Raw genomic sequence first — 6,476 nt, 5'->3', positions numbered from 1 at the left:
TTCTAGTTAGCCATAAGAGTGAGAGTAGTCTGTGAGCGAAACAATGATTCAACTTCTGTCGGGTGTGGGTCTGTTCTTTTTAGGCATTGTCGTGGGAGCGGTCTTTCATCGATCTGTCCAAGGCGAAGCAAGTAAGAATAAACGTTTGGAACAAAAATTAGCCGAGCTACAGGCTCGTCATGAAAAGTACCAGGCTGAGGTCAGTGAACACTTTATGGATACCGCGCAAGCTGTACACACCCTCAATAAAAGCTACCGAGAGGTGCATGAGCAGCTCGCTAAAGGCGCAAGCCGCTTGTGCAATGAAGAGCAAGCTGAAGATTTTCTAGCAATCGGCCAATCTAACGCAAGTACTGATAGTGCTGCACAGAAACCCCGCGCTGAAGTTTACACACCACCTATGGACTATGCTCCAAAGAATAGCGACGCCGACACAGGCACACTGTCAGAAACTTATGGCATTACTAAAAAAGAAGTTAGCTCGGAGCAAGAAGAAGAGCTGCTTGTTAAAGAGCCACCAAGAATCTAGGCCATTAAACTGGATTATCGATATCGATAAACTCAAACTCGATATCAAACTTTTCCTGTAAATGTTGCCCAAGTGCTTGAATCCCCCCTTTCTCGGTCGCATGATGGCCTGCGGCGAAATAGGCGACCCCGGTTTCTCTTGCGACGTGAACGGTTGGCTCGGATATCTCACCACTTAGGTAAGCATCAAGGTTCTGACTCACTGCAAGGTCAATCATCCCCTGGGCTGCACCAGTACAAAACCCAATATTCTGTATTAACCGGTTAGGCTCACCAACAAACTCGCATTGGCGACCTAGCTTGTTAGTCACATGCTCGGAAAACTGCTCAACTGTGACCGCCTTATCTAAGCGACCAACCTGCCCCACAGAACGCGGGTTTCCGAGTTCCAGTGGCCCCGTTATATCGATACCAAGACGCAGCGCGAGCTGAGCGTTATTTCCACACTCTGCATGAATATCGACAGGTAGGTGGTAAGCTAAGAGACTAATGTCGTTGACAAGTAACTGCTTAATTCTCTTTTTCTTAATACCCGTAATAGGCTGAGCTTCACCTTTCCAAAAGTAACCATGATGAACCAAAATAGCACAAGCATTCTGCTCTACTGCCGCATCTATTAATGCTTGGGAGGCGGTTACTCCACCAACGATTCGCTTAACAGAAGCTCGACCTTCTACCTGGATACCGTTCGGGCAATAGTCCTTAATCTTATCAACCGATAAATATTGCTGAAGATAGGTACTCAATTCTTGTAAGTTAACCGACATGATTACGGACCTAAGCTACTTGATGCGATATTCAGCGGAACGAGCGTGGGCTGTCAATCCTTCACCACGAGCAAGTACCGATGCCACCTTCCCTAACTCACTTGCACCCTCTGCTGAGAAGTGCAAAATCGAAGAGCGTTTCTGGAAATCGTACACACCTAGAGGCGAAGAAAAGCGTGCAGTTCCAGAAGTTGGTAATACATGGTTAGGTCCAGCACAATAGTCACCAAGCGCTTCGGCGGTATAGCGGCCCATAAAGATTGCGCCTGCATGGCGAATCTCTGTCAACAAGGCATCGGGATCTTCTACTGATAACTCCAGGTGTTCAGGTGCTATCAGGTTGCTAACATGAGCCGCTTGGCTCAGAGAGTCGACCTTAATGAATGCTGCCCTGGATACCAGCGATGCTGTGATTATTTCCTCACGCTCCATCGTTGGCAACAATTTGCTAATACTGGCTTCAACCTGATCTAAAAACTGCTCGTCTTGTGATATCAAAATAGGCTGAGCGTTTTCATCATGCTCTGCCTGTGAAAACAGGTCCATTGCAATCCAGTCTGGGTCAGTTTTCCCATCGCAAATCACAAGAATCTCTGAAGGACCGGCAATCATATCAATACCAACGGTACCAAATACTTCTCGCTTGGCGGTCGCCACAAAAATATTTCCTGGCCCAACAATTTTGTCGACTGCTGGAACAGTCGCTGTACCGTAAGCTAAGGCTGCAACCGCTTGAGCACCCCCAATAGTGAAGACACGGTCGACGCCGGAAAGCGCCGCAGCTGCCAATACAAGCTCGTTAACTTCACCCTTAGGTGTTGGCACCACCATGATGACCTCAGGCACACCTGCTACCTTTGCAGGAATAGCATTCATCAAAACAGACGAAGGATAAGCCGCTTTACCACCTGGCACATACAAACCTGCCTTATCAAGTGGTACTACTCGCTGGCCAAGGCGCGTGCCATCCACTTCAGTAAAGTCCCAAGAACCCTGATTCTGTTTTTCGTGATAGCCTTTTACCCGCTGTGCAGAGATCTCCAAAGCCTGCTTTTGATCGGTAGGTAGGCTTTGAAGCGCTTCCATTAAGCGTGCCTTTGGAATCTCTAGCTCAGAGGCACTTCCAACACTCAAACCATCAAACTTAGAAGTGTATTTAACCAAGGCATCGTCGCCAGTAGATTTAACGTCATCCAGAATCGTTTTGACCGTCGCATGAACGTCATGATCAAGCTGATCATCCCATGCAACCAATTGCTTTACAGCAGCTTCAAAATTATCATCAGTACTGGATAAACGTTTAATATCTACCATTGAGATTTTCCTGTGTTAATAGTCATAACTCACCGAAGGTCAGCTTTGATAGCTTTATTTAACGGCTTTCTTCATTTTTTCAATAATTGGTTGAATTTGTGCGTGCTTCATTTTCATTGACGCACGATTCACAACAAGACGAGTTGTAATATCAGGGTGAATCATTTCCCTTGGCTCCAAGCCATTTGCTTTTAGGGTATTTCCGGTATCGACGATATCGACAATTTCATCAGCTAAATCTAATAGGGGCGCCAACTCCATCGCCCCATACAGCTTGATGATGTCAGTCTGAATACCTTGCTGCGAATAGAATGCTTTAGCCAGGTTTACAAACTTAGTGGCAACACGAATTCTTCCCTTAGGGCTAACACTACCTTTTTTCGCAGCAGTCATTAACTTGCATTTGGCAATACCTAAATCTAATGGCTCGTATAGGCCATCCGCGCCATGTTCCATTAGGACATCTTTTCCGGTAACACCGATATCTGCGCCGCCGAATTGAACATATGAAGGCACATCGGTGGCCCGGAGAATAATCATTTTCACATTCTCTACAGTGGTATCAAAAATCAGCTTTCGACTACTGGTGACATCTTCTAGCGGCTCGATTCCAGCCTCTTTAATCAGCGGAAGCGTCTCTTTCAAGATGCGCCCTTTTGACAAAGCAATTATTAGATTCTCTGACATAATTTTTTACTCTTAAACTTCACCGTCTAACTAGGCAGGCGCTTTATTTTTGCACCCAGTAGCTGCAGTTTTTCTTCAATGCATTCGTAACCACGATCAACATGGTAAATACGATCAACAAGCGTATCACCTTTCGCAACAAGCCCCGCAATTACCAATGAAGCAGAGGCACGAAGGTCAGTTGCCATAATAGGCGCAGCATGTAATTGCTCAACCCCGGTAATGATCGCAGTGTTGCCTTCGAGCTTAACGTCAGCCCCCATGCGCATTAACTCGTGAATATGCATAAAACGGTTTTCAAATACTGTTTCTGTAATTGAACCTGTGCCTTCTGCTACGCAATTCATCGATGCAAACTGTGCCTGCATATCAGTTGGAAACCCGGGATAAGGTGCAGTTTTCACTGATACAGCTTTAGGGCGCTTACCCTTCATATCCAGCTCAATCCAGTCTTTCCCTGTGGTAATGTGTGCCCCGGCTTCCTTAAGCTTGACCAGAACTGCTTCCAACAAATCAGCACGTGTGTCTTTAAGCTTTACGCGGCCACAGGTCGCAGCGGCAGCACAAAGGTAAGTACCTGTTTCAATACGATCTGGCAGCACGTCATAATGACAACCTTTTAAGGATGCAACGCCATTAATTTCAATCGTTGCGGTACCGTGACCTTTAACATCAGCTCCCATCGCATTCAGACACTCACCCAAGTCAACGACTTCAGGTTCTCGTGCAGCGTTATTCAGGATGGTTTTACCCTCAGCCAAAGCGGCAGCCATCATCAGGTTTTCAGTACCCGTTACAGTTACCGTATCAAGAAAGATGTTTGCACCTTTAAGCCGACCATTGCTAGAAGCTCTAATATAGCCATCTTCGACCTGTATATCGGCCCCCATTGCTTCGAGACCGCGCAGGTGCAAGTCCACTGGTCGACTTCCTATCGCACAACCTCCAGGCAAAGATACTTCCGCCCGACCGAAATGAGCAAGCAAAGGACCAAGTACCAAAATAGACGCTCGCATGGTTTTAACCAGCTCATAAGGAGCAGTTAGTTCTTTAATAGTTGACGCATTTATCTCGACACTCATTTTTTCGTCGATCATCAACTCAACCCCCATGCGTCCCATCAACTCAATCATCGTCGTGACGTCGTGTAAATGAGGAAGATTGCCAACAGTAACGGGTTCATCAGCCAACAAAGCTGCAGCCAGAATGGGCAAAGCTGCATTCTTAGCGCCAGAGATACGAATATCACCGTCAAGCTTTACACCACCACCAATTAATAACTTATCCACGATAAGCATCCTTCTATGTATTTGTTAAATTTGTCTACTGAGATATGCCTAAACAAAAGACTAAGCTTTTTCAGCCCACTCTTGGGGAGTATAGGTTTTGATGATGACCGCGTGTATCGTCCCATCAATTATATATTTATTAAGGCATGCGTAGATTAGCTGCTGTTTTTTTACGGGGCTTAGGCCAGCGAAGACCTCGCCTATCGCTGTAACCTGGTAGTGATAACCGTCAGACTCTACCCTTACTTCGACATCGTCCATTTGATCAAGAATTAGCTTTTCAACTTCTGATGCTTGCATACTCGCCCACTACCCAGTTAATTAATGATTGAAAAATAATAATATCGCTACACATGACAAAAAGGCATGCGTAAAAAGGCGGTATCATACAGGAATCGCAGAAGGGACTAAAGCCGCTTTATTACAAAGCATGCAAGAATAACGAGCAATATAGCCTTAATAAAAGACCAAGCTCTAGACACTAATTAGAGAGCAAAAGGCTAAGCAGATCCACCAGAGAGCTATTCAGCGCCCGCCAAGATCGATTCAACACCACCAACGCGCGCCATATTAAACAAATATTCAGGAAGATTGACATAAGATAATACGCAAGAGTGCTTGTTAGCGGCACGTAAACCACTCAGCAGAATGGCCACGACAATACTACTGACACTCTCTACGCCAGATACATCAATTTTAACAGACTTGTGTTCCGAGGAAGACTCCTGAACAAAGCTCAGAAGCAATGATTTTGCCTCACGAGCCTCACGCTCTGATAACGAACCAGCAAGTGATGCTTCAAGCATATCGCCCTGACTACCTTCCTTGCGTGAAATAGATATCACCTTAGGCACCCTCGGCTACAGAAGCCGTTTCTGGCTTAGTAATGATAATATCAGTACCGTCAGGTTTCTTAATATCTAGGTCGACACTCCACCCATCAATAACTAAGTCGAGGTCGCCTTTGCTTTTCCTATATTGAAGAGCAAAACGATCCCTGAAGGCCAAACCAACGTTGACACCGAAAACAATTACGTTTTCCATCAGCCACTGATTTTCTTTATTTAAATACATCGAATAAGCAACCGGCAGCACAGTGCCATTATCTGTTATCACTTGCATATCAACCACAGCTTTCTTATCACTACGGCTATTAAGCTTGGCTTTTGTTACTTTGATATCAAAGACACCACTTTCCACCAATGTTTTGGTATAGGTCGTATACAAACTATCTTTAAAAACCGAAACAAATCGATTTTTTTGTTCCTTAGAAGCCCTGCGGCCATACTTTCCCATGACACGTGCAGCGATACGACGAAAGTCCACTATTTTATTTAGTGCACCATCCATACTCGCTAAAAAGCGCTCTGGATCAGTTTCGTAGTATTCCCTTTCTACCTTAAATAATTCCAACACTTCAGTAACATTTTTCTCAACAGTCAGCCTGATTTCTTCAGACTCCAGACCCTGACTTGCGGTCGTGGTCGCTGCGTAAGATACTTGAGCTGCTGCAATACCAAGCGCCAAAACCAGCCAAAGAGTAACCAACTTAAATGCTTTATTCATAACGTTAAATTCTTATCAAATAGAAGTGAACCAGGATAGGAGCTACCCAAAACTAGTCATTACACCATTAATTAGAGATCTATCTGGCCCGAGGCGAACGCACCAATAATTTTCTCTAAATTCATCGCAGACTGCGTATCAAAAATGGTATCGCCGTCTTTCAATAGCTCTTCTTCCCCACCAACACTGAGATCAACATACTTCTCTCCCAGTAAACCGGCCGTCTGAATCGATGCGACACTATCTGCTGACAGCTGATCAACAGATGAATATATTTCCATCTCTACCAGCGCTGTGTAAGACTGCTCATCAAGACTGATCCCGC

At 45.2% G+C, this 6,476-nt stretch carries 9 protein-coding genes; 1 reads left to right on the top strand and 8 read right to left on the bottom strand.

Features of this window, described 5'->3' with window-relative positions:
* Window positions 1–31: 31 nt before the first annotated feature.
* Complete coding sequence (locus A3756_RS06950; RefSeq protein ID WP_068642351.1) at window positions 32–529, top strand: YhcB family protein; 498 nt, start codon at window positions 32–34, stop codon at window positions 527–529.
* A gap of 4 nt (window positions 530–533) precedes the next feature.
* On the opposite strand, the gene A3756_RS06945 is transcribed toward A3756_RS06950, so the two are convergent.
* The 8 genes from A3756_RS06945 to A3756_RS06910 all read right to left on the bottom strand — a co-directional run.
* Window positions 534–1,295: a Nif3-like dinuclear metal center hexameric protein gene (locus A3756_RS06945; protein ID WP_068511135.1), complete on the bottom strand. Its 762-nt coding sequence runs from the start codon at window positions 1,293–1,295 to the stop codon at window positions 534–536.
* Between the two features lie 15 nt (window positions 1,296–1,310).
* On the bottom strand, window positions 1,311–2,609 hold the full coding sequence (gene hisD, locus A3756_RS06940; protein WP_068511137.1) for a histidinol dehydrogenase: 1,299 nt from the start codon (window positions 2,607–2,609) through the stop codon (window positions 1,311–1,313).
* Between the two features lie 54 nt (window positions 2,610–2,663).
* Window positions 2,664–3,296, bottom strand: a complete 633-nt coding sequence (hisG, locus tag A3756_RS06935) for an ATP phosphoribosyltransferase (protein ID WP_068511138.1) — start codon at window positions 3,294–3,296, stop codon at window positions 2,664–2,666.
* Between the two features lie 26 nt (window positions 3,297–3,322).
* Entirely contained in the window at window positions 3,323–4,585 is a 1,263-nt protein-coding gene (murA, locus tag A3756_RS06930) for a UDP-N-acetylglucosamine 1-carboxyvinyltransferase (protein WP_068553165.1), read from the bottom strand.
* A gap of 60 nt (window positions 4,586–4,645) precedes the next feature.
* Complete coding sequence (locus tag A3756_RS06925; RefSeq protein ID WP_068511143.1) at window positions 4,646–4,885, bottom strand: BolA family protein; 240 nt, start codon at window positions 4,883–4,885, stop codon at window positions 4,646–4,648.
* A 221-nt stretch (window positions 4,886–5,106) separates the two neighbouring features.
* Window positions 5,107–5,430, bottom strand: a complete 324-nt coding sequence (locus tag A3756_RS06920) for a lipid asymmetry maintenance protein MlaB (protein WP_068511145.1) — start codon at window positions 5,428–5,430, stop codon at window positions 5,107–5,109.
* Window position 5,431: 1 nt separating this feature from the next.
* A complete protein-coding gene (locus A3756_RS06915) occupies window positions 5,432–6,151 on the bottom strand; it encodes a phospholipid-binding protein MlaC (protein WP_068511147.1) in 720 nt (239 codons plus the stop codon).
* A gap of 71 nt (window positions 6,152–6,222) precedes the next feature.
* Window positions 6,223–6,476: MlaD family protein (locus A3756_RS06910; protein WP_156490337.1), on the bottom strand; the 254-nt coding region annotated here is incomplete at its 5' end.

The organism is Oleiphilus sp. HI0086 (assembly GCF_001635225.1).
The sequence above is the reverse complement of the archived record's forward strand: the minus strand, read 5'-3'. Positions and strand labels throughout refer to the sequence as shown.

What these genes read in the sequence shown, in the direction of transcription:
- A3756_RS06945 (WP_068511135.1), bottom strand. Translation starts at nt 1,295, where the DNA reads ATGTCGGTTAACTTACAAGAATTGAGTACCTATCTTCAGCAATATTTA.
- hisD (WP_068511137.1), bottom strand. Translation starts at nt 2,609, where the DNA reads ATGGTAGATATTAAACGTTTATCCAGTACTGATGATAATTTTGAAGCT.
- hisG (WP_068511138.1), bottom strand. Translation starts at nt 3,296, where the DNA reads ATGTCAGAGAATCTAATAATTGCTTTGTCAAAAGGGCGCATCTTGAAA.
- A3756_RS06925 (WP_068511143.1), bottom strand. Translation starts at nt 4,885, where the DNA reads ATGCAAGCATCAGAAGTTGAAAAGCTAATTCTTGATCAAATGGACGAT.
- A3756_RS06915 (WP_068511147.1), bottom strand. Translation starts at nt 6,151, where the DNA reads ATGAATAAAGCATTTAAGTTGGTTACTCTTTGGCTGGTTTTGGCGCTT.